This is a genomic window from Thiomonas sp. UBA7699 (genome assembly GCF_002482605.1).
Taxonomy (GTDB): domain Bacteria; phylum Pseudomonadota; class Gammaproteobacteria; order Burkholderiales; family Burkholderiaceae_C; genus Thiomonas; species Thiomonas arsenitoxydans.
Genome location: NZ_DLGH01000001.1, coordinates 1 through 19095 on the forward strand (window position 1 = coordinate 1; position 19095 = coordinate 19095).

The 19095-nt window shown below is 64.4% G+C and carries 21 protein-coding genes; 8 read left to right on the forward strand and 13 right to left on the reverse strand.

The window, feature by feature from the left end; translation table 11 throughout:
* On the reverse strand, positions 1-1942 hold a 1942-nt coding region (locus B3H47_RS00005), incomplete at its 3' end, for an FUSC family protein (RefSeq protein WP_286985284.1).
* Positions 1943-2022: 80 nt separating this feature from the next.
* On the opposite strand from B3H47_RS00005, the gene B3H47_RS00010 reads away from it, so the two are divergent.
* Positions 2023-3027 carry a ketopantoate reductase family protein gene (locus B3H47_RS00010; protein ID WP_286985285.1) on the forward strand — a complete coding sequence of 335 codons (1005 nt, stop codon included), beginning with the start codon at positions 2023-2025 and terminating at the stop codon, positions 3025-3027.
* A 181-nt stretch (positions 3028-3208) separates the two neighbouring features.
* On the opposite strand, the gene phaP is transcribed toward B3H47_RS00010, so the two are convergent.
* On the reverse strand, positions 3209-3769 hold the full coding sequence (phaP, locus tag B3H47_RS00015; protein WP_286985286.1) for a TIGR01841 family phasin: 561 nt from the start codon (positions 3767-3769) through the stop codon (positions 3209-3211).
* A 224-nt stretch (positions 3770-3993) separates the two neighbouring features.
* Positions 3994-5016 (reverse strand): inositol monophosphatase family protein, encoded by a 1023-nt coding sequence (locus B3H47_RS00020; protein ID WP_276709566.1) that lies wholly within the window; start codon positions 5014-5016, stop codon positions 3994-3996.
* Between the two features lie 61 nt (positions 5017-5077).
* Here B3H47_RS00020 and B3H47_RS00025 point away from each other — a divergent pair, with 61 nt between their 5' ends.
* Together B3H47_RS00025 and cysE are read left to right on the forward strand one after the other, a co-directional pair.
* On the forward strand, positions 5078-5860 hold the full coding sequence (locus tag B3H47_RS00025) for an RNA methyltransferase (RefSeq protein ID WP_286985287.1): 783 nt from the start codon (positions 5078-5080) through the stop codon (positions 5858-5860).
* A 70-nt stretch (positions 5861-5930) separates the two neighbouring features.
* On the forward strand, positions 5931-6698 hold the full coding sequence (gene cysE, locus B3H47_RS00030; RefSeq protein WP_013105289.1) for a serine O-acetyltransferase: 768 nt from the start codon (positions 5931-5933) through the stop codon (positions 6696-6698).
* Between the two features lie 41 nt (positions 6699-6739).
* Here the strand turns inward: cysE and B3H47_RS00035 are convergent, their stop codons facing one another.
* Complete coding sequence (locus B3H47_RS00035) at positions 6740-6886, reverse strand: hypothetical protein (RefSeq protein WP_286730775.1); 147 nt, start codon at positions 6884-6886, stop codon at positions 6740-6742.
* Positions 6887-7109: 223 nt separating this feature from the next.
* Here B3H47_RS00035 and B3H47_RS00040 point away from each other — a divergent pair, with 223 nt between their 5' ends.
* The 3 genes from B3H47_RS00040 to B3H47_RS00050 all read left to right on the forward strand — a co-directional run bounded on the left by B3H47_RS00040 (position 7110) and on the right by B3H47_RS00050 (position 8031).
* On the forward strand, positions 7110-7406 hold the full coding sequence (locus B3H47_RS00040) for a hypothetical protein (protein ID WP_414718213.1): 297 nt from the start codon (positions 7110-7112) through the stop codon (positions 7404-7406).
* 149 nt (positions 7407-7555) lie between these two features.
* A complete protein-coding gene (locus B3H47_RS00045) occupies positions 7556-7759 on the forward strand; it encodes a DUF3563 family protein (protein WP_286985288.1) in 204 nt (67 codons plus the stop codon).
* Entirely contained in the window at positions 7753-8031 is a 279-nt protein-coding gene (locus B3H47_RS00050) for a hypothetical protein (protein WP_286985289.1), read from the forward strand. Before B3H47_RS00045 ends, B3H47_RS00050 begins: the two co-directional genes overlap by 7 nt.
* A gap of 185 nt (positions 8032-8216) precedes the next feature.
* Here the strand turns inward: B3H47_RS00050 and B3H47_RS00055 are convergent, their stop codons facing one another.
* From B3H47_RS00055 to kynB, 4 genes are read right to left on the reverse strand one after another with little or no spacing between them, the layout of a single operon-like run.
* Entirely contained in the window at positions 8217-8705 is a 489-nt protein-coding gene (locus B3H47_RS00055; protein ID WP_013105293.1) for an Lrp/AsnC family transcriptional regulator, read from the reverse strand.
* Between the two features lie 11 nt (positions 8706-8716).
* Complete coding sequence (kynA, locus tag B3H47_RS00060) at positions 8717-9574, reverse strand: tryptophan 2,3-dioxygenase (protein ID WP_286985290.1); 858 nt, start codon at positions 9572-9574, stop codon at positions 8717-8719.
* Positions 9571-10854 (reverse strand): kynureninase, encoded by a 1284-nt coding sequence (gene kynU, locus B3H47_RS00065; RefSeq protein ID WP_286985292.1) that lies wholly within the window; start codon positions 10852-10854, stop codon positions 9571-9573. Before kynU ends, kynA begins: the two co-directional genes overlap by 4 nt.
* Positions 10855-10876: 22 nt before the next feature.
* Positions 10877-11500: an arylformamidase gene (kynB, locus tag B3H47_RS00070; RefSeq protein WP_286985294.1), complete on the reverse strand. Its 624-nt coding sequence runs from the start codon at positions 11498-11500 to the stop codon at positions 10877-10879.
* Positions 11501-11676: 176 nt separating this feature from the next.
* Here kynB and hppD point away from each other — a divergent pair, with 176 nt between their 5' ends.
* On the forward strand, positions 11677-12783 hold the full coding sequence (hppD, locus tag B3H47_RS00075; RefSeq protein ID WP_286985295.1) for a 4-hydroxyphenylpyruvate dioxygenase: 1107 nt from the start codon (positions 11677-11679) through the stop codon (positions 12781-12783).
* 14 nt (positions 12784-12797) lie between these two features.
* On the forward strand, positions 12798-13664 hold the full coding sequence (gene phhA / locus B3H47_RS00080; protein WP_286985296.1) for a phenylalanine 4-monooxygenase: 867 nt from the start codon (positions 12798-12800) through the stop codon (positions 13662-13664).
* Between the two features lie 19 nt (positions 13665-13683).
* Here the strand turns inward: phhA and maiA are convergent, their stop codons facing one another.
* The 5 genes from maiA to pelF all read right to left on the reverse strand — a co-directional run bounded on the left by maiA (position 13684) and on the right by pelF (position 19089).
* Complete coding sequence (gene maiA, locus B3H47_RS00085) at positions 13684-14328, reverse strand: maleylacetoacetate isomerase (RefSeq protein WP_286985297.1); 645 nt, start codon at positions 14326-14328, stop codon at positions 13684-13686.
* The gene (locus B3H47_RS00090; RefSeq protein ID WP_286985298.1) at positions 14325-15338 is read right to left on the reverse strand and encodes a fumarylacetoacetate hydrolase family protein; all 1014 of its coding nucleotides are present in this window, start codon (positions 15336-15338) and stop codon (positions 14325-14327) included. Before B3H47_RS00090 ends, maiA begins: the two co-directional genes overlap by 4 nt.
* Positions 15335-15880, reverse strand: coding sequence for a VOC family protein (locus B3H47_RS00095; RefSeq protein ID WP_286985299.1), 546 nt, complete (start codon positions 15878-15880; stop codon positions 15335-15337). Before B3H47_RS00095 ends, B3H47_RS00090 begins: the two co-directional genes overlap by 4 nt.
* A 74-nt stretch (positions 15881-15954) precedes the next feature.
* Positions 15955-17325, reverse strand: coding sequence for an exopolysaccharide Pel transporter PelG (pelG, locus tag B3H47_RS00100; RefSeq protein WP_286985300.1), 1371 nt, complete (start codon positions 17323-17325; stop codon positions 15955-15957).
* Complete coding sequence (pelF, locus tag B3H47_RS00105; protein WP_286985301.1) at positions 17326-19089, reverse strand: GT4 family glycosyltransferase PelF; 1764 nt, start codon at positions 19087-19089, stop codon at positions 17326-17328.
* Between the last annotated feature and the right edge of the window lie 6 nt (positions 19090-19095).

Consider the following 19095-nt stretch of genomic DNA (forward strand, 5'->3'; position numbering starts at 1 on the left):
GGAAAGTCCGACAGCCTCCTAGGGTGTGGCGCAGGCGGGCCTGCTCGGCGGCAGACAGCACCCGGTCGCCGCGCTGCGCCCTAAGCACGCGCAAGGTGGCAAGGTGGGCGCTGAGCAGATCGCTGTGGGTGATGAACGCGGCGAGTTCGCGCCGCATGCGCTGATGCTGACGCGGCTCTTCCAGCATGCGAGCGTGCAGGCCGCCCACGGCGGCGAGCGCGTCTTGAATGCGCTTGCGCTCACGGCGGTAGTTCAGGTCGCTGACCTGCTGCGGGTCGAGCACGGCCTGCGCATAGCCCAGCGCGGCGCGCTGCAAGGCATCGACCTGGCGGCGCAGATCGTTGGCCTCCCACCTGGGCAGCACAAAGCTGAAAGCCCAGGCCAGCGCCGCGCCGATCAGCGTGTCTTGCAGGCGCTGGGTGACCAGAAACTGGGTGCCCGGCTCCAGCAAGGCCACGAGCAGCAGGGCGTTGACGCTGGCGAACAGGGCCGTGAAGCGGTAGTTGAGGGTGATGAAGGTGCGCGCAAAGGCCAGGGAGACAAACACCCCCAGCGTCATCACCCCCAACGACGGGTGGGTGGAGAGCAGGGCCGCGACCAGGATGCAGCCCAGCAACGTGCCCAGCACACGGTCTTTGATGCGCTGGCGGGTGACGCTGTAATTCGGCCGGAGAATCACGCCGATGGTCAGCAGCACCCAGTAGTCATGCGGGTGATAGGGCAGGGCGCGCAGCACCAACTCGCCTGCGAACAAGGCCAGTGCTAGACGGATGGCATAACGCAGGATGGGTGATTCAAAGCGGATGGATTGCCACAGCGCGTTCGGGTCGTAGCGCAGCGGGCTGAGAAAGGCCTGCAGATCCATGCCCTGCAGTGGATCGGGCTGAGCTGCCGGTCCGACGGGTTTTTCTTGAGCGAGCAGATCGCTGATGCGCTGAAACTTGTCGGCACTGGCGCGCAAAGCCATGCGGGCCTGCTCGAATTCGGCGCTGGGCTGGCTGGGCTGCAGGGTGGCGAGTGCATGCTCGATGGTTTGCGCGCAGGGCAGGTGGGCGGGCAGGGTGTTGGCCGGCCTGCCGCGCAACAAGGCGTCGGCGCGCTGGTCGAGGGCGTCGCCGATGCGCTGCGCCCAGTCGCGCAGCGCATCGGGCACGGGCGTGGCGTCGAACTGCTTGAGAATCAGGTCGCCATCGGTCTGGCCGGCCAGCAGGGCTTCGTTGACCTCCAGCAGCAGAATCAGCCGCGCCGCCAGGGCGCGATCCGCCGCGGTGCGCACATCCCGCAGCACGATGTCGCGCGTGTTCTGCAAGGTGTCGTTGATCGCGGTGAGTTGCGCTACCGCGCCGCTCAATCCAGAAGACTGCCCGCCGAAGTGATTCGCCAGCCAATGCGCAAACTGTCCCAACTGCGCCAGCAACTCGGCCAACGCCTGCTCTTTGGTTCGCCGACGCAGCCAGCGCGCCAGCAGCAGGGCATAGGCGGTGTAGAGCAATGCGCCGATGAAAAACAGCGCCACGGCCGCCGCCAGTTGTACCGGGCCTTGCATCGGCGGAGAGCCCACGGTGATGACCGAAATGAACAGCACGCTGAAACTCATCGCCAGCGCCCGCTTGCCCCACACGGCGATCAACCCGCTGATAAAACCCAGCAAGGGAATGAGCACGATCTGCACCGCAGGCCACCACAGGCTGGCGCCGACCAGCGCAAAGGCAGCCGTGCTCGCCACGCTGGTAAACAACAACTCCACACGCTTGACCCGGGTGGGCGCCGGGTTGTCGGCGAAGCAGACGGTGAGCGCGCCGCTGCCCAGGGCGATCGCAGGGCCCAAGCCCGCGATTGCGTAAGTCACCAAGCCGAACAGGGCGACGCCCACGGCCGACACCAGCCCGCCAGTGAAGTAGCGGCCGTGGAGCAGAACGAGGACTTGTCGCGGTGTCAGCATGTGAGGTGTTTTTTGCGTGCTATTGTCGTTGGAGAGTTGTCTATTTGCGCACGGCTGAACGTGCTACGAGGAGCAAGAGCATGGCATCCCCCTGGAAAATTCTGGTCGTTGGCGCGGGCGCCGTGGGCGGTACGCTGGCCGTTCGGCTCGCGGCGGCCGGACACACGGTCAGCGTGCTGGCGCGTGGCGCGCATCTGCAGGCGATTCAGCGCGCCGGGCTGTGTCTGGAAGACCCGCAAGAGCGGGTTTGTGTCGAGGTGCAGGCCAGCGACGATCTGGCCGATTTCGCGCCGCAAGATCTCGTGATTCTGGGCCTGAAGGCGCATCAACTCGGCCCCGTTCTGCCGCAGCTTCGCCCTTTGCTGCATGCCGATACGGTTGTGCTGCCCGCTATTAACGGCGTGCCCTGGTGGTATTTCCACGCCGACACCAGCCCGCAGGCGCGCACGGCGCATGGGCGCATCGCGCATCTGGAAAGCATCGACCCCGGCGGCCGCTTGCTGGGCGCCATCGACCCGGCGCATGTCGTGGGCTGCGTCGTGCACGCCAGCGCCGAGGTGGCCAGCCCCGGCGTGATACGCGTCAATGGGCAATACCGCTATGTGATCGGCGAACCCGCACACACGCGCAGCCCACGCGTGCAAGCGCTGGCCGACCTCTTGCGTGCGGCGGGCTGCGAGCCGGAAGTCACCGACCGCATCCGCGACGCCATCTGGATGAAGCTCATCGGCAACGCCACCTTCAACCCGGTGGCCGCGCTGACGCGAGCGCGCATGAACGCCATCTGCGACAACCCCGAACTCGTCGCCCTCATCCGCGACGGCATGGCCGAGATCATGGGCCTGGCGCGGGCCTATGGTTGTGATCCGCTGGTCAGCATCGAGCAGCGCATGGACATTGCCCGCGGCATCGGCCCGGTGAAAACTTCCACCCTGCAAGACCTGGAGCGCGGCCGCGCACTGGAGATCGCCGCCTTGCTGCACGCTCCGCTGGAAATGGCCCGCCTCGCCCACCATCCCATGCCCACCCTGCAAATGCTGAGCGCCCTGCTGGGTGAGCTTGATCGGCAGGTTTGCAAGGCTTGAAGATTGGCAAAAAAAAGCCGGTCAGAGACCGGCTGGAAGGGTACCTTTGGGGTACCGAGGAGACAACTGTTTGGGCGATAGGCGGCGCTTTTTGAATCGGCCGCTCAGCCTCATGCGCAGTCAACGCAGCGTGGGAGCAAAAGTTGACAAGCCGCCACACCGCGAAATAACGGCTGAACGATCAGGCCGCGGCGCGCTTGGCGGCGGTGCGGCTGGTGGTTTGCGCCGCTTTCATTGCGGTGCTGGTCACAGCGTTCATATTGGCTTCCACCGCTTCGGCGGCCTGCTTGGTGACTTTCTGCACCGAGTCATAGGCGTTGTTGGCGGCGTTCATGGCGCTTTTCATCATGGCCACGGCGGTTTCCGAACCGGCCGGGGCATTCTTGGCGGCGGATTCGGCCAGGTCCATGAACTTCTTGTGGGTTTCAGAAATTTGCGACTCGGCGGTCTTGGCCAATTCGGCCTGGGCGCCAGAGGCAATTTCGTAGGCATGACGTGAGTAGGACAGAACCTTCTCGGCCATCGGCTGCATCCAGCCCGATTGCAGGGTCGAGAGTTCCTGCAGGTCTTTGACCGACAGAAGCGCCATGGTGTGATCGGCGCTTTCTTGCAGCGAGGTCTTGACGGCTTGCATGTTCAGGTCAATCAGTTTTTCCATGTTGTCCATGGACTTGGCGGCCAGACCGAAAAAGGTTTCGAACTGGGCTTTTTGTGCTGCGGCGAATTGCTCGGGGGTCATCATGATGTCTCTCCTGGGTTGAGGGCGTTGGCTGCGGTTTAACTGCTAAAGGGGGCGGCAGCCAACACATTTTGAACCCGCAACGGTGTCACGAAGATGACGGCCTGCTCAGGTTCATTTGTGCACTGCACAATCCATATTGTAGAGATGACTTCTTGAATTGCAAGAAAAATTTGTGCGTTGCAGCAAAATTATTGAAATCTCAATAATTTCAATGAGTTGCCGATCTATTCCTTAGGGCGTTTGGGCTTGTAGACGGAAGGGGGAAGCGACTTTTCGGTTTGCCGCGGCTGGGCAACGTCGCTGGCTTTGATGCGGCGCGGTGCCGCTTTCACCCGTTTGCTTTCGGGTACGGCCAGAGTGCCCGATTTTTTGTCGGCCGCAGCAGTCATCAACTCGACTTGAGCGGCGTTCGTAGAGAAATCGGGCTCCGCGCGGCGCCCCGATTCTGCCGGGGAAACTTTGGAAAACCGCTGCAACAGGCTGACGATCTGACCATAGACGCGGGGCGTGGCGGCGAGCACTTCACCGGTAAAAAGGAAGTCGCCATCGCCGGCAAAATTGCCTACCAGGCCTCCGGCCTCGGTGATCAGCAGACTGCCGGCGGCAATGTCCCAGGGTTTGAGCCCTGTTTCGAAAAATCCGTCGTAGCGCCCCGCAGCCACGTAGGCCAGGTCGATGGCGGCAGCGCCCGGGCGGCGCAGGCCGACGCAGCGCTGCGCCACGAGCTTGAACATTTCGAGATAGGTGTCGATGTCGTCGTTCTTGCGAAACGGAAACCCGGTGCCGATGAGACTGTCTTCCAGACGCACGCGGTTGGAAACGCGGATGCGGCGGCTGTTGAGAAACGCCCCGGCGCCGCGCGTGGCGGTGAAGAGTTCATCGCGGGTCGGGTCGTAAACCACGGCCTGTTGCACTACGCCGCGATGGGCCAGTGCGATGGAGACGGCGTACACCGGCATGCCGTGTATGAAGTTGGTGGTGCCATCGAGAGGGTCGATGATCCACTGATATTCCGACGAGGCATCGCCGAAGGCGCTACCGGTTTCTTCTCCCAGAATGCCATGCTGCGGATAGGCCTTGAGCAGCACGTCGATGATGGCTTGCTCGGCGGCGCGATCGACTTCGGTCACGAAATCGTTGGCGGCTTTTTGCGCGACGCGCAGCAGGTCAATATCGAGACTCGCGCGGTTGATGATTTTGCCGGCTTCGCGCGCTGCGCGAACGGCCACATTGAGCATGGGGTGCATGGTGTCCTGAGCGCCAGCAACGACAATGGCGCGAGAAATTTCGGGAAGTGACAAAGAACAGATGAAAGACGCGCATTTTATCGACGCCGAGGCGGCCGCGTGTGCGCCGTCGCTGGATGACACGGTCTTCGTGCTCGTGGGCACCAGTCATCCGGGCAATGTGGGCGCCGCGGCGCGCGCCCTCAAGAACATGGGTTTCGCCAACCTGCGGCTGGTCGCTCCGCGCTTTGCCGATGTGCTCACCCAGCCCGAAACCCTGGCCTTCGCCAGCGGCGCGGAAGATGTGCTGAAGGCGGCGCAAGTGCACGGGGAACTGGGTGACGCCGTGGCGGACTGCGGCGTGGTCGTGGCGCTGTCGGCGCGGGTGCGCGATTTCGGCCCTCCGCTGCACACGCCGGAGTGGTTGCCCCAACTGGCGCAGCGAAGTGCGGAGCAGGGGCGGCGCGTGGCGTTTGTTTTCGGCAGCGAACGCTTCGGGCTGAGCAACGCCGATGTGTATCGCTGCGATGCCCTGCTGAGCATTCCCGCCAATCCGGCCTACACCTCGCTCAATCTCGCGCAGGCGGTGCAGGTCATCGCGTGGGAGTGGCGTAAAGGGATCGGGCTGCATGCGGTGCAGCCTGCGCAGACCGAAAGCGTGGCGGCGACGGCGGGAGAGGTGCAGGGGATGCTGGCGCATGTCGAGCAGGCTTTACTGGCCTTGGAGGTGCTCGACCCCAACGCGCCGCGCAAACTGCTGCCGAGGTTGCAGCGTCTGGCTTCGCGAGCAGAACTCACGCGCGACGAGGTGCAGATTTTGCGCGGGGTGTGCACCGCCGTACTGCGCAAAGTGCCGAAGGGCTGATGCCGCCGCATGGAAAATCAGGGTTCAATACACTGACCTTTCCCTTCACTAGCTGTAAAGCGACCGATCCATGCTGCAACGATTGCGTGAGACCATCCAGATCATCTTGGAGCGCGACCCTGCCGCGCGTTCGACCTGGGAGGTTGTCACCTGTTATCCGGGCCTGCACGCCTTGCTGTTTCACAGCATGGCGCATGCCTGCTGGAAGCGCGGCTGGCACTGGCTCGGGCGATGGATTTCGCATTGGGGGCGCTGGCTCACCGGCATCGAGATTCATCCCGGGGCCACCATTGGTCGGCGCGTGTTCATCGACCACGGCATGGGCGTGGTCATCGGTGAAACGGCCGAAATCGGCGACGACTGCACCATCTACCAAGGCGTGACGCTGGGCGGCACCTCGCTCTATAAGGGCGCCAAACGGCACCCCACTCTGGAAGCGGGTGTGGTGGTCGGCGCCGGGGCGCAAGTGCTCGGCGGCTTCACCGTGGGCGAGGGCGCGCGCATCGGCTCGAACGCGGTGGTCGTCAAGGCGGTTCCAGCCGGGGCGACCGCTGTGGGCAACCCCGCGCGCATCCTCCAGAAAGAAGTGGATCAGCAGCGTGAGGCCACGGCAGCGCGCATGGGGTTTTCCGCCTATGCCGTCACTCAGAACGGCGACGACCCGCAATCACGCGCGGTGCTCGGGCTGATCGACCATGCCGCGCAGCTCGAACATCAGGTCGCGCTGCTCTGGCAAGCGCTTGAGCGTCACGGCGTTTGCCCGGCCGAGACCTGTCCGCCCGAGGCGCTGCGCACCGAGCATTTTGATAAAGCCAAGCTGGAAAAACTGGTGGAGTGAAGGAGGCAGGGCGGCGCCTTGCGCGCGGGATGATCGCCGCGTCAATGCCGATGAAGAGCGCGACGGTCGCGCAGCATGTGCTCCAGCTCATTCAGGCTGGTGGTACGCACGGCAAAAAGTCGGATCGTTTCGGCAGAGCTGCCGTTTGAGCCGAAGAAGAAATTGAGAATTTGTTTCACTAAGCCCATGATGGCACCGATGTAAGTCTAGGGTTAACCCTTATTCTAAGGGGCGCCTGGTTTTATTGCTGGGCCGCCCCCCCGAGGGGGAGACCACTCCGTGCGCAATGGGCGATGAAAAGGAACCGACTCATGAGACTTTTGATCTGGCTCACGCTGGCCTGTCTTTGTCTGAGCGCTTGCGCTGCGCCGGGGGCGTCGGCTGATCATCATTCCGGCGTGATCCTTTACGGTGAACTGGACGAGGGCGTCCAAATCCATCCTTAGAACCGACCAGCAAATCTCTCAGGCCGTCGCGCAACTCAACACGGTGACCCAGCACAACGCCTCGGCTTCAGAAGAACTGGCCGCGACGGCGGAAGACTTGAGCGAGCAGGCGAAGTTTCTCGAAAAAGCCATGGTGCAGTTCCGCCTGAATGGTGAGCGCGTTCCCGTCGTGCTGTCGCGTGCAGAGCGCAAGCGGCAAGGCGCACAGGACATGCCGGGCACGGGTTCGCTGGCCAGCGAAGGAGGATTCACCGCGTTCTGATGGGAAGAGTACTGCGGGAAGGGTGCAGTGATGCTGCAACGCAACATGCAATAGCCCTGATCGCGCAGCTTGTTGGCAAGCAGACTAAGATCAGGGTTATCCCTTATTCTTTTGCGGATGTTCCCACAAGGAATCACCCGCACCTCATCATGAATCACTTCAAGCATTTTCTCGACAAACTCCTGTCCAGCATCGAGACGCACCAGGGCGCGGACGAGCACTATCTTGCCCAATCCGTCGACGCCTGTGACTTCGAACGCCGCGTGCGCGAGTTGGAATTGCGCGGCTCTCATACCCAAGATTGGACCTGGGCCGATGTGGCGCGAAATCAAACGGAGCGCCATTCATGGTGATGGTGACGGTGTTTGCTGCAGCGCAGCACGACTCGGTGTGCGCGTCTGCGGCGCCTGCGCCGTGGCTGGCTCTGTCCGAAGGCTGGTTGGGGTCGGTCCATGCGGTCAGTCGGCAGGTGCTGTACTGGCCGTTCGACGCGCTGCGAGATCAGTACGCTACTGCCGTGCGTGCGGGGCTGATCGAGCGCTCGCTCATCGCGTCATCACAGTTCGAGCGCAAAACTGCGGCGCTGGAGCAGGCCTTGCTCGGCAGCTACGCCCGGCGGGTCTGATTGCTGAGAGCGCCCTCAGACCTGCCGCGTTCGCGTCAGGCCCCCCGAGGGGGATGAGGCCCGCGGCTCCAAGCTGCCCTGCGGCAGCTTGGACGGAGTCGAATCCGAGCGGCTTGCAAGCCGCGAGGTGGACAAGAAAACTTGGGGCGGCCCTGCGTTTTCTCATGAGCGGCTCACGTAGACAATCAGACTGAAATGCCGGTGAAGGGCTTGACCTCGGTGAGCACGAAGCTGGATTTCACGTCTTCGACGCTTTCGTGTTTAAGCAGGGTTTCGAGCACGAAGTGGGCGTAGTGCTCCATGTCTTGCACATGCACGCGCAGCAAGTAGTCCATCTCGCCGGTCATCGCTAGGCATTCCACCACCTCGGGCCAGCCTTGAACGGCGGCGCGAAAGAGGTCTTGCGGCGAACGCTGGTTGCTGGCACGGTGTTTTTCCAGGCGGACACTGAGCAGGGCGCTCAGGCTGAGGCCGAGTGCGCGCGGGCTGACGATGGCGCGATAGCCCTCGATGACCCCGATCTGCTCCAGCCGCCGGATGCGTCGCTGAACGGCCGAGGCGGAAAGCCCGATCTGCTCGGCCAGCTTTTCCTGCGTCAGTCGTGCATCGGTCTGCAGCAGGGCCAGCAGCTTGCGGTCGATGCGGTCGATGTCTTCAGTCGGGGGTTTGCGCATGACGGGCGGGCTCACAGATCGGTGCGCAGAGTCCACAACTCGGGAAACAGCACGGTGTCGAGCATCTTGCGCAAATAAGGTACGCCGCCGGTGCCGCCGGTGCCACGCTTGAAGCCGATGACGCGTTCGACGGTGGTGACGTGGCGGAAGCGCCATAGGCGAAACGCATCTTCGAGATCAACCAGTTCTTCGCCGAGCTGGTAGAGGTCCCAGTGATCTTCGGGTGAGCGGTACACCGTCAGCCAGGCTTGTTCCACTTCTGCGTGGTCGGCATACGGTTGCGCCCAGTCGCGCTCGAGGTGGGTCTGGGGAATGGGTAGGCCGCGGCGGGCGAGCAGTCGCAGGGCTTCGTCGTACAAGCTGGGCGCGCGCCAGGCGGCCTCTACCGTGGCGAGGTGGTCCGGCCGGTGGGCATGCGGGCGCAGCATGGCCGCGTTTTTGTTGCCCAGCCGGAATTCGATGCATCGATATTGCCAGCTTTGAAAACCGCTGGAACTGGCTAGATACGGCCGCAGCGCGGTGTATTCGCTGGGCGTCATGGTGGCGAGAACGTCCCAGGCGTGGACGAGTTGCTCCATGATGCGCGAAACCCGTGACAGCATCTTGAACGCCGGCTGCAGCGCGTCGGCGCGCACGCAATCGAGCGCGGCGTGCAACTCATGCAGCATCAGCTTCATCCAGAGTTCGCTGGTCTGGTGCTGAATGATGAACAGCATCTCGTTGTGCGTGGGCGAGAGCGGATGCTGCGCGCCGAGTAGTTCGTCGAGATGCAGGTAGTCGCCGTAGCTCATCGACTGCGAAAAATCGAGTTGCGCGCCTTCCTCGCGCACGATCTCCTCGCCTCTGGCTGCTGGCTGAGCGGCGCTCATGTCACTGCTCCCTTGCGGGCGAATCGCGCCTCTCGCCAGACGCCGCTGTCGAGTACGTCGCGCAGCGTCTGCACGGCGTCGAACACATCGACGTAGCGCAGGTAAAGCGGGGTGAAACCGAAGCGCAGCAGGTCGGCATCGCCCCGGGTTTTGTCTCCGGCGCGGAAGTCGCCGATCACCCCGCGGGCGATCAGGGCTTGCATCAAGGCGTAGCCATCGCCGTCGAAGGTCAGCGAGACCTGACTGCCGCGCCGGGCGGCGTCGAGCGGGGTGGCGACGGTGAGCGGGTGCGCGCTCAGTTGCTCGTGAACGAGGCGGATGAACAGGTCGCTGAGCGCCACAGACTTGCGACGCAGCGCCTGCATGCCGCCCATGGGCTCGGCGGCGAGCAGCGTGTCCACGCCGCAATCGAGCGCGGCTAGCGAGAGCAAGGTCGGCGTGCCGCAGAGGTAACGCGCAATGCCCTGCGCGGGCCGGTAGTCGGGGGTGAAAACGAAGGGCGCCGCGTGGCCATGCCAGCCCGACAGCGGCTGCTCCACCCGGTTGACATGGCGCGCATGCACCCAGACAAAGGCGGGCGCACCCGGGCCGCCGTTGAGGTATTTGTAGCCGCAGCCGATGGCGAAATCGGCTTGCGCGCCGTTGAGATCGACCGGCACCGCCCCGGCGGAATGCGCCAGATCCCACACCGTCAATGCACCTGCCGCGCGGGCCGCTGCGGTGACAGCGGCCATGTCGTACAGCGCACCGCTGCGATAGTTCACCTGCGTGAGCAGGAGCACGGCCACGTCGTCGCGCAGGCGGCCGAGGGCCTGCCCCTGCTCCACGAGTTCGAGCTGCATGCCGTGCTGCGCGGCGAGCGACTGGGCCATGTAGAGATCGGTCGGAAAATTTTCCCGCTCGGAAACGATGACGCGGCGCTGCGGGGCATCGGCGCGGGCGATGGCCAGCGCGGCGCTGAGCACTTTGTAGAGGTTGATGGAGGTGGAGTCGGTCACCACCAGTTCGTCGGGCGCGGCGCCCACGAGTCGGGCGATCTTGTTGCCTACGCGCCGGGGTAGATCGATCCAGCCCGCCGTGTTCCAGCTGCGAATCAGGCCTTCGCCCCATTCTTCGGTGAGCACGGTCTGCACCCGCGCGGCGGTTGCCCGGGGCAGGGCGCCGAGCGAATTGCCGTCGAGGTAGATGACGTCGTCGGGCAGGGTGAATTGCTCGCGTAGCGGGGCGAGGGGATCGGCGGCGTCGAGCGCGAGGCTGTCTTGGCGTTGTAGCGTTGTCATAGGCACAGGAAGGAGGGTGAGATCAAAGTTCGCGCAGTACGGCGCGCACCGGCGAGGCGCAGGCGCCTTGCAACTTCAGGGGCAGGGCGATCAGCTCATAGTCGCCTTCGGGAACGTCATCGAGCACGAGGTTTTCGAGCACGCGCAGCTCATGCCGCAAGAGTTGCGCGTGGCTGTCGAGTGTTTTGCTGCTTGCGGGATCGACCGACGGGGTGTCGAGCCCGATGAGGGTCACGCCTTGCGCGGCCAGCCAGCTCACTGTTGCGGGGGCGAACGCAGCAAAGTCCTCCGTCCAGACCGTCAGCGCGCGGTGGCGGGTGCGCACCAACACGCGCGGGGGCAGGTTTGCTGCGGCATGTTGCAGATGGGCGATGTCGATCAGTGCGCCGCAATTCAGAGCGTGAATCACCCGGCATGGGCCCAGATACGGCGCCAGGCCTACCGCGTCGATGCTCGCGCCGTCGTTCGCGTAGTGCAGCGGCGCGTCCGCATGCGCGCCGACATGGGGCGAAAACCGCACAGCGCTGAGATTGACCGGGCAGCCGGGGCCGAGCCGCGCCGTCCACTCCAGAGAAAACGGCTCGTCGCCCGGAAACACCGGGGCGGAGGGCGAGACGGTCGGGGAGATGTCCCATACGCGGCTCATGGGCGGGCCTTCGCTCGGATTGGATAGTGGGTTGCGGATGTGTGCAGCTTATCGGATCGTACGGGCTAATGCGCGCAGGATTTTCCCGCAATACGCCAAAATGGCGCGAGTTTTGCTGAAACCCTGCGCGAGTGCTGGCCTACAGTTTGTGCATTCCAAAAGCAGGAGACCGCCGCATGAATTCCCTTTCCGCCTCGAACCCCATGGGCACCGACGGCTTCGAGTTTGTCGAGTATGCCGCGCCGGAGCCCGAAAAGCTCGGCGCCCTGTTCGCCCAACTCGGCTTTCGCGCGGTGGCCCGCCATCGTCACAAGAACGTGACCTTGTGGCGCCAGGGCGGCATCAACTTCATCGTCAACGCCGAGCCAGACTCGTTCGCGCAGCGCTTCGCCCGGTTGCACGGACCCAGCATCTGCGCCATTGCCTTCCGTGTGCACGACGCCAACGCCGCCTACAAGCGCGCGCTGGAACTGGGCGCCTGGGGCTTCGACAGCCGCAGCGGCCCGATGGAGCTGAACATCCCGGCGATCAAGGGCATCGGCGACAGCCTGATCTACTTCGTCGATCGCTGGCGCGGCAAGGATGGGCGTAACGGCGGCATCGGCGACATCTCGATCTACGACGTGGACTTCGAGCCAGTGAACGATGCTGCTGCGGAGCACGTGGGCGCCGGCCTGACCACCATCGACCACCTCACCCACAACGTGCACCGCGGCCGCATGGGCGAATGGGCGGATTTCTACACCCGGCTGTTCAACTTCCGCGAAATCCGCTACTTCGATATCGAGGGCCAGGTGACCGGTGTGAAGAGCAAGGCCATGACCAGCCCCTGCGGCAAGATCCGCATCCCCATCAACGAGGAGGGGCAGGAGAAAGCGGGACAAATTCAGGAGTATCTCGACCGCTATCACGGCGAGGGCATCCAGCACATTGCGCTGGCCACCGACGACATCTACGCCACGGTGGAAGGCCTGCGCCGCGCCGGGGTGGAGTTTCTCGGCACCCCCGACACCTATTACGAACTGCTCGACAAACGCCTGCCCGGCCACGGTGAAGCGGTGGAGCGTCTGCGCGCCGATCGCATCCTGCTCGACGGCACGACGCAACCTGAAAAACGCCTGCTGCTGCAGATCTTCACCCAGACCGTCATCGGCCCGATCTTTTTCGAGATCATCCAGCGCAAAGGCGACCAGGGCTTCGGCGAGGGAAACTTCAAGGCGCTGTTCGAAAGCATCGAACTCGACCAGATGCGCCGCGGCGTGCTGGAAACGCAGAACGCCTGAGGATGGGGGCGATCATGTCCAGCGTTCCGGTGACTTACGGCGAAGCCAGCATCACCCCGCGCGGTGACTACGCGCATTGCAACGCCGACTACACCTGCGCGCAGCAATGGGCGCGCTACACCCCGCAAGAGCACGAGTTGTTTGCGCGGCTCTACGCGCGGCAGATGGCGCTGCTGCCGGGGCGGGCTTGCGAGGAGTTTGTGCGGGCTTTGCCGCATCTGCAGGCGCGCAGCAGCATTCCGCGGTTTGACGACATCAACGTCCGCCTGAAAGCGGCGACGGACTGGGAAATCGTGGCCGTGCCGGGGCTGATTCCCGAAGCGGCGTTTTTCAGCCTGCTGGCGGCGAGGCGCTTTCCGGTGACGGTGTGGTTGCGCAAGCCGGAGGAGTTCGACTACATCGTCGAGCCCGATCTGTTTCACGATCTGTTCGGCCATGTGCCGCTGTTGTTCGAGCCCCGGTTTGCCGACTATATGCAGGCGTTCGGTGCGGGCGGGCTTAAGGCGCAGGGGCAGCATGCGCTGCAGTTTCTGGCGCGGCTGTACTGGTACACGGTGGAGTTCGGACTGATTCGTACCCCGCAAGGTTTGCGGATTTATGGTGCGGGCATTCTGTCGTCGGGTGGCGAGGTGGAACACAGCCTCCACAGCCCGCAAGCGCGGCGCGTGCGCTTCGATCTGCTACGGCTGCTGCGCAGCCGCTATCGCATCGACTCCTATCAGGCAACCTATTTCATCATCGACAACTTCCAGCAATTGTTCGATGCGACGGCGCCCGACTTCACCCCGCTCTACGACCAAGCAGCCGCGTTGCCGGAGATCGAGGCTGGGGCGCTGCTGCCCGACGAGGTGGACGAAATGGTTAGCGCCGAAACGGTCTGAGGCGGTCTGGCAGGAGGGTCTATTCGGCGTCGGGCTGACGCGCAGGCGCGGCGCGTGCGAAGGCGTCCAGCTCGTCGCATTCTGCGCAGATGCGCTCCACGGTACTCAGCCCCGCCAGGCTGCAGCCAAAGCGGCGGGCATTGAACACCTGCGGAACGAGGCAGCAGTCGGCCAGGGTGGGCGTATCGCCGTGGCAGAAGCGGCCGGTGCGCGGGTCGCTTGCGAGCATTTTCTCCACGGCCTGCAGCCCGCGTTCGACCCAGTGGCAATACCACTCGGCTTTCTGCGCCTCGCTCAGATCGAAGGTGCGGGTGAGGTGCTGCAGCACGCGCAGATTGTTGATGGGATGAATGTCGCAGGCGATGGTCTGGGCGATGGCGCGAATGCGCGCGCGGTCTGCCGCCGATCCCGGCAGCAGCGGCGGGCTGGGGTGGGTCTCGTCCAGGTACTCGATGATGGCCAGGGACTGGTTCAGGATCTGGCCGTCATCGTCCAGAGTGGGCACGGTTTCGTTGGGGTTGAGCGCGGCATAGCCAGCGGCGTGTTGCTGGCCGCCGTCACGCAGCAGATGCACCGGCACCGATTCGAAGGCCAGCCCCTTGAGGTGCAGGGCAATGCGAACGCGATAGGCCGCGGAACTGCGGAAGTAGGTGTAGAGCTTCATTCCGGCAGGGCCTGCACGCGGTTGCGGATGCTGCCGAACAGGCTCAAACCCCGGTCATCGTGCATGCTGATCTCTACCCCATCGCCGTCGCGCAGAAAGGGCGTAGTGGCCTCGCCCTGTTCGATCGTTTCGTAGGTGCGCGCCTCGGCGATGCAGGCATAGCCCACGCCGCCGTGCTCGACCTTGGAGCCCCACAGCCCACCCTGTTTGTTCGACACTGTGCCCGAGCCGATGATCGTGCCCGCAGCCAACCGGCGGGTCTTGGCCGCATGCGCGATGAGCTGGGCGAAGTCGAAGGTCATGTCCACCCCGGCATTGGGTTGACCGAACAGGCGGCTATTGACCTCCACCCGCAGCGGCAGATGCAGCTTGTGGTCGTGCCACGCCGCGCCGAGTTCGTCGGGCGTGAGTGCCACCGGGCTGAACGCCGACGCGGGTTTGCTCTGGAAAAAGCCAAAGCCCTTGGCCAGTTCCGCGGGAATGAGATGGCGCAGCGAGACGTCGTTGACCAGCAGCACCAGGCGGATGGCCAGCGCCGCCTGCGCGGGCGTGGCGCCCAGCGGCACCTCCCCGGTGATGACGGCTACTTCGGCCTCGAAGTCGATGCCCCAGCTCTCCTTGGCCACGATGGGGTCGCAGGGGCCGATGAAGCTGTCGGAGCCGCCCTGGTACATCAGCGGGTCGGTGTAGAAAGTGGCGGGCACTTCGGCCTTGCGTGCCTTGCGTACCAGCTCGACATGGTTGATGTAGGCCGAACCGTCGGCCCATTGGAAGGCGCGCGGCAGGGGCGAGTGGCAGGCGGCGACGTCGAAGGGCTGGGCGTGTCGCGCGGTACCGGCTTGCAAGGCCATCGCCGCATCGCGCAGCAGCGGGGCGCAGCGCGCCCAGTCGTCGAGCGCGGCCTGCAGGGTCGGGGCGATGTCGGGTACGGGCTGGCAGAGCGTCAGGGTGTCGTTGACCACGACGAGTCGGCCGTCCGGGGCCGCGGTTTTCAGCGTCGCCAGCCTCACTGGAACATCTCCTTGTAGCGGCCGTCATGCATCCAGGCGGCATGCTTCGGGGCCTTGCGGGTCTGGCCCCACTCTTCGAGCATGTCCCACTTCACGGCATCGAGCGCGGCGAGCATTTTGGGGCTGGCGGTGTTGCACGCCAGCTCCAGACGGTGGCCGTTGGGGTCGAAGAAGTAGATGGACTGGAACAGCGCATGATCGGTCGGGCCGAGCACGTCGATGCCTGCGCCCTGCAGGCGCTTCTTGGCGGCGAGGAGTTCGTCCATGGAGCCGACTTCCAGCGCGAGGTGCTGGGTCCAGACGGGGGTGTTGGGGTCGCGCCCCATCTCGGGCTGGGTGGGCAGCTCGAAGAAGGCCAGGATATTGCCCTGGCCCGCGTCGAGAAAGATGTGCATGTAAGGATCGGCTTCGCCTGTGGAGGGCACGGTGTCTTCGGCGATGCACAGCACCAGTTTCATGTCCAGATGCTGCTCGTACCAGCGTGCGGTCTGCAGCGCGTCCTTGCAGCGGTAGGCAACATGATGGATCTTTTGGACCAGCATGATGAGTCTCCTGTTTTGATTGACTCTCGAACTCTAGTCGCAAAACAGGCGGCCCGCAGCCCTGTGCGTCGTGGCTACTGCAACATGAAGGTCTGGTATTCCAGCTTGCGGAACAGGCGCTGCAGCAACATCATGCCCAGCATCAGCGTGAGAAGCAGGGCCACGCCGAAGCCGTAGCCGAAGAAGGCTGGGCCGAGGTGGATGGAGAGCATGCTCAGCGCAAAGTTCAGCACCGTCAACGTGGCCGTGATGACCACCACATCGCGTCTGCGGTCGAGGTAATAGAACACGTTGAGCACGGCCAGCAGCATCACCTGAAAGCTCGCCGCCACAGCCTGCACCAGAAACAGCGGGATGTACAGGCTGCTGATGCCGATCCACGAAAACAGCGCCGGCACGAAGGTGTAGACCGCCAGCAGCGTGAGCGCCTGCACCTTCAGAATTTGATAGAGGCCCTCGCGCACCACGCCCTGCATGCCGTCGTGATAGCGGGCAATGTCTTGCAGCGCGCCGCCTTCGCGCACGGCGGTGTAGAACTTGTCGTACCACTCGACGAAGTCGGTCTCGAACTTCACCAAAAAAATGCCCATGCCCGGGATGACGCACAGATAGGCGAGAAACACCGGCAGGTCGTAAATGGTGGAAGCGCGCAGCGGCCCGATGACCGGGGTGGACGTGCCGGTGGTGAACCAGAAGGTGAGCTTGTCCGCCCACACGCCCAAGTTGTAAAGCACCCCGCCCGCGATGAGCGAGAGATACATCTGCCGCGGGCGGAAGCAGGCCAGCGTGATGGGGCGAACCACGGGAAAGTTGCGTAGAACCAGCCACAGCATCAGCACCCACATGACAAACTGCCCGCCGATAAACCCGAGCAGCAAGCCGTCGAGCCCCCAGGGGCGGGCGAAGTACGACAGCAGCACCGAGATGCCGTAGCCCAGCGCATACAGGCCGACGATGGCGCGGTACTGCTTCAGGCCCGAGAGGAACACGGTGGTGATCCACAGGTTCGACAGCAGCGTGAGCCCGACCACGATGAGCACCCGGTACAGATTGCTCACGCCGTCAAACCCCAGCAGCGCCACCAGCCAGCCCAAGGCGCCGCTCACTGCCGTGGTCACGAGCACCACGCCGAAATAGGCCGGAGCGATGTCGTCCTTGCGCTTCTCGAACAGCCGGTCGGCCACCCACCGGGTGAAACCCAGTTGCAGCCCGCCAGTGAGAATGAGCGAGGCCATGATGAGATAGGTCACCGTCACCTGGAACTGGGTGATGAGCGTGTCGGGCGTGACCACGCCGAGCGACAGCACGCCCACCGCGATGAGGCCGATGATGGAAAACACCCACGGCCCGGAACTGATGATGGACGCATAGGTGTAGGCGCGCAGCAGCCCGAGGTAGGACTCGGAGCGCAACAGCTTGCGCAGTTCGAAACCGATGCCGGCCATTTATGTTGCCCCCACGTTCGGGCTGCGCCCTCTCTGCCCCCCGAGGGGGCTGCCGCCGTCTTGAGGCGGCTCGGCGACGGCGGCGGGTTCTCTTTCGGTGTGCAGTGCAGTTTGGGGCGCAGCCGCATCGACCATGAGGGGCGGCTCGTCCAGCGGCGGCTCGCCGCGCAGCCAGGTGGCGACTGCGCCGACTTCATCGCTCAGGCCGACGTCGCGGGCGGCGCTGCGTTGCAGGGCGTCGTCGTAGACCGCGCGGTAGTTGTCGAACATCATGGGTTGGGTGTAGTAACGCTCGACCCGGGCGATGCCTGCGGCGCTGGCGGCCTGCCAGCGGGCCGTGTCGCCCAGCAGTTCGGCGCAGGCTTCGCCCAGCGCCTGCGCGTCGGCGATGCCGACCACGGCGCCTGAGGCGCCCAGCGCTTCGTCTTCTGCGCCCAGGCCGTAGATGAGCTGACGGCACGAGCCCACGTCGGTAGTGACCGAGGGCACGCCGCCGGCGTAGCCTTCGAGCATCACCAGCGGCAGCGCCTCGCTGATGGACGACAGCACCACCAGCCCGACCTTGGGCATGAGCTCGGTGAGCTTCTGGAAGCCGAGGAACTTGAGGGTGTCGCCCAGTTGCAGACTCTCGGCGAGATCACGGCACTCGCGGGCATATTCCGGGTGCTCGTCCTCCGGCCCGGCGATCCAGCCTTCGAGCCCGGGCAGGCGGTTGCTGGCGACGCGCACCGCGCGGATGAAGGTCTTGATGTCCTTGATCGGCACCACCCGGCCGATGAGGCACATCACCAGCGGGGGCGAAGCGGGGCGCAAGGCGCGGGTCGCGGCGAAGGGCGGCACGTTGATGCCGTTGGCGATGCAGCAGGTGGTGATGGGGTTGGCGCCGTCGGCGATCTGCCGCAGGCGGTTGGTTTCGTACAGCGCAATGACGGGATCGGCGGCGTCGTAGCACATGCGGCCCAGCGACTCGAACAGACGAATCCAGAGCTGGCGGAAGTAGCCGGCCTCGCCCGCGGTGCGTTCGAGCACCGGGGTGTTGTCGCTGATCCAGTTGGCCGAGAACAGGTCGATGCGCCGCTCCTTGGTGTAGATGCCGTGCTCCGACAGCACCAGCGGCTTGTTGTAGAGCCGCGCGAGAACCGCGCCCAGATACCCGGCGTAGCCGGTGGAGACGGTGTGATAGATGCGGGCGCGTGGCAGTTCGCGGGCCAGCGTCGCCAGCGTCCAGATGGGGGTGTGCATGGTGCGCACCGTCCAGAAGTAATCGACGAAGGACGGATCGGTGCAGCGCAGTTGGTACTGGGCGGTGAGGTAGCCCCACGATTGATGCGAGTGCAGAAAGTAGTGCAGATCGAGCTTGTCCTGCATGGCTTGCAGGCTGGCGCGCAGCACTTCGGCGCGGCTGGCGGCGTCTTGGCCATCGCGAATCAGGGTGTGCAGGTTTTCCACCAGTTCGGCGGTCGCGGCGTCGCCGCGTTCTTCGCGCGCGGCGGGCAGCACCGCGTCGCTGAACAGATAGTGATGGGTGAGCCCGACCACATTGGGCGGCATCTGGTAGCGCGGCTTGCCATAGTCTTCCTCGCGCGAGCCGAGAAACACCAGATGAAAGCGCAGGTGCGGAAATCCGCTGACGATCTGGTGCACCCAGCTCGACACGCCGCCCGAGACATAGGGGTAAGTGCCTTCGAGCAGCAGCATGACGTCGATCTCAAAGGGGGCTTCGCGGCCCTCGGGTTGCGTGTCGGTGAAGTCGGGTTGCGTCATGTGCAG

What these genes read in the sequence shown, in the direction of transcription:
- B3H47_RS00010 (WP_286985285.1), top strand. Translation starts at nt 2,023, where the DNA reads ATGGCATCCCCCTGGAAAATTCTGGTCGTTGGCGCGGGCGCCGTGGGC.
- phaP (WP_286985286.1), bottom strand. Translation starts at nt 3,769, where the DNA reads ATGATGACCCCCGAGCAATTCGCCGCAGCACAAAAAGCCCAGTTCGAA.
- B3H47_RS00020 (WP_276709566.1), bottom strand. Translation starts at nt 5,016, where the DNA reads ATGCACCCCATGCTCAATGTGGCCGTTCGCGCAGCGCGCGAAGCCGGC.
- B3H47_RS00025 (WP_286985287.1), top strand. Translation starts at nt 5,078, where the DNA reads ATGAAAGACGCGCATTTTATCGACGCCGAGGCGGCCGCGTGTGCGCCG.
- cysE (WP_013105289.1), top strand. Translation starts at nt 5,931, where the DNA reads ATGCTGCAACGATTGCGTGAGACCATCCAGATCATCTTGGAGCGCGAC.
- B3H47_RS00035 (WP_286730775.1), bottom strand. Translation starts at nt 6,886, where the DNA reads ATGGGCTTAGTGAAACAAATTCTCAATTTCTTCTTCGGCTCAAACGGC.
- B3H47_RS00045 (WP_286985288.1), top strand. Translation starts at nt 7,556, where the DNA reads ATGAATCACTTCAAGCATTTTCTCGACAAACTCCTGTCCAGCATCGAG.
- B3H47_RS00050 (WP_286985289.1), top strand. Translation starts at nt 7,753, where the DNA reads ATGGTGATGGTGACGGTGTTTGCTGCAGCGCAGCACGACTCGGTGTGC.
- B3H47_RS00055 (WP_013105293.1), bottom strand. Translation starts at nt 8,705, where the DNA reads ATGCGCAAACCCCCGACTGAAGACATCGACCGCATCGACCGCAAGCTG.
- kynA (WP_286985290.1), bottom strand. Translation starts at nt 9,574, where the DNA reads ATGAGCGCCGCTCAGCCAGCAGCCAGAGGCGAGGAGATCGTGCGCGAG.
- kynU (WP_286985292.1), bottom strand. Translation starts at nt 10,854, where the DNA reads ATGACAACGCTACAACGCCAAGACAGCCTCGCGCTCGACGCCGCCGAT.
- kynB (WP_286985294.1), bottom strand. Translation starts at nt 11,500, where the DNA reads ATGAGCCGCGTATGGGACATCTCCCCGACCGTCTCGCCCTCCGCCCCG.
- hppD (WP_286985295.1), top strand. Translation starts at nt 11,677, where the DNA reads ATGAATTCCCTTTCCGCCTCGAACCCCATGGGCACCGACGGCTTCGAG.
- phhA (WP_286985296.1), top strand. Translation starts at nt 12,798, where the DNA reads ATGTCCAGCGTTCCGGTGACTTACGGCGAAGCCAGCATCACCCCGCGC.
- maiA (WP_286985297.1), bottom strand. Translation starts at nt 14,328, where the DNA reads ATGAAGCTCTACACCTACTTCCGCAGTTCCGCGGCCTATCGCGTTCGC.
- B3H47_RS00095 (WP_286985299.1), bottom strand. Translation starts at nt 15,880, where the DNA reads ATGCTGGTCCAAAAGATCCATCATGTTGCCTACCGCTGCAAGGACGCG.
- pelG (WP_286985300.1), bottom strand. Translation starts at nt 17,325, where the DNA reads ATGGCCGGCATCGGTTTCGAACTGCGCAAGCTGTTGCGCTCCGAGTCC.
- pelF (WP_286985301.1), bottom strand. Translation starts at nt 19,089, where the DNA reads ATGACGCAACCCGACTTCACCGACACGCAACCCGAGGGCCGCGAAGCC.